Genomic DNA, 1,522 nt, shown 5'->3' on the forward strand with positions numbered 1-1,522 from the left:
CGGGGGTAGCAAGGGCAGCAGAAATCGACAGGGTGGTGCGGCCCGCAGGCCCTCGGCCGAGGACACGGCCCTGGCTAATTCTGTTGACCGCGCGAGGGGCTGCGCCCCTTAGCCCTGTCCATGCAGTTTTGCTTGCGGGCTTCGGTTTTCATTCCGGATGGGATGCCCTAGCGTAAGAGATGTACGCTTTGTGCACAAAAGGAGTGTTTCATGCGACATTCATCATTCGGTGCATTCTTCCTCTTTTCGCTGACGCCGCTCGTTGCACAGGCGCAGCAGGAGACCGGAACCCAGGAGGGGACCGCGGCGGACTCGGCACCCGTGGTAATTTCGGATGTGACCTGGTCTCACAGCCTCCAGCGCGGATTGCCTGTGAATGATCTCGAAGGCCCCGGCGCAACGCTGCAGCTTGTCTGCGACCCGGATCGTGTCTTCGGCCCGCAGCCGAACGGGTCATTTGCTGTCAGCCTGCCGCAGGAGCGCGCGCCGGCGCGGATCGTGGTCCTGGCACAGACCGGCGAGCAGGCGGCGTTCGAGCTCGAAGACGGCCGCGCCCTGCAGACGAAGGCCGATCCCGAGGCGTGGGCGACGCTGGTCGCCATCCTTGGATCGAGCACCGAATTTGCCGTGGTCAGCGCGCATGATGCGGTGACCTGGAATGTGGGCGACGTACTCGCTGGCCCGTGTGACTGAGCCGTCACCGCGGGCAGTCGCGCGCGGTGACGCTTATCCCGCCGCTTTCCCCTCGTAAGCTGCCAGCGCGTCGAGACCGTAGAGCCGGAACAGCGCGCCGATGATCCGCGCATCGGCGATAAGATCGAGCGGATCGCCGATCTCAGCGCGCAGGGCGCGGACAATCTCAGGGTCCGAATAGGCGTTCACGAAAAGCCCGCCGCTGCCCTCGGTCCGCGTCAGACCGAGATGTGTCTTGAGCCGGGCGCTCTCGCGCAGCGCGCTCGCGTGATCGAGCTCCAGGTATCGCTTGCGCGCCTGCTTCATCAGCGCCCTTTCGAGATAGTCGACGCTGGTGCCAAGCCGGATCGCCAATGCCTCCAGCCGCGCCATATCGGCCGGCAGCCAGACCACGAAGCCGCGCACGTTTTTCTTCGCTGGCGTCCGGGCCTCCTCGGCCTGCCGCGCTGCCGCCTTCGGCGGTGTCCGTCGCATCTGCTGCGGCCGCTTTGCGCCAGCGGTGCTTTCCTTGCCAGTCGGGGCCAGGTCAGGAGTGACGCCGGCGCTGGCGGCGGCGTCGGGCTTTGGCTCGATCCTCGTCTCCTGCGGCTCGGGAGTGGCGCGTCCCGCGTAGCGGGCCGTGGCCGCTGCAAGCCGGCTGCTCGCCTTGGCGTGCTCGGCGGCATTTGGCAGCGCATGGGAGGTGCGCACGACGCGGGACCTCTTGCGCTTCTCTGGCGTGGGCTCGTCGCTCACTCTGCCGCCTCCCTCACGTCGATGACATCAAGGAGCTCTTCGAGCAGCGCGTCGCCGCCGGCCAGGATGTCCAGCATGGCGCCGCCCTGCAGCC

The 1,522-nt window shown here is 67.0% G+C and carries 2 protein-coding genes; one reads left to right on the plus strand and one right to left on the minus strand.

The window, feature by feature from the left end; all coding sequences use genetic code 11:
• Positions 1 to 210: 210 nt before the first annotated feature.
• A complete protein-coding gene (locus tag G0D83_RS00085; protein WP_164188514.1) occupies positions 211 to 693 on the plus strand; it encodes a hypothetical protein in 483 nt (160 codons plus the stop codon).
• 33 nt (positions 694 to 726) lie between these two features.
• Here the strand turns inward: G0D83_RS00085 and G0D83_RS00090 are convergent, their stop codons facing one another.
• Positions 727 to 1,428 (minus strand): hypothetical protein, encoded by a 702-nt coding sequence (locus tag G0D83_RS00090; RefSeq protein ID WP_164188516.1) that lies wholly within the window; start codon positions 1,426 to 1,428, stop codon positions 727 to 729.
• Between the last annotated feature and the right edge of the window lie 94 nt (positions 1,429 to 1,522).

The sequence above is a fragment of the Salipiger sp. PrR003 genome (genome assembly GCF_010500785.1).
In the GTDB taxonomy this organism is placed as follows: Bacteria; Pseudomonadota; Alphaproteobacteria; order Rhodobacterales; family Rhodobacteraceae; genus Salipiger; species Salipiger pacificus_A.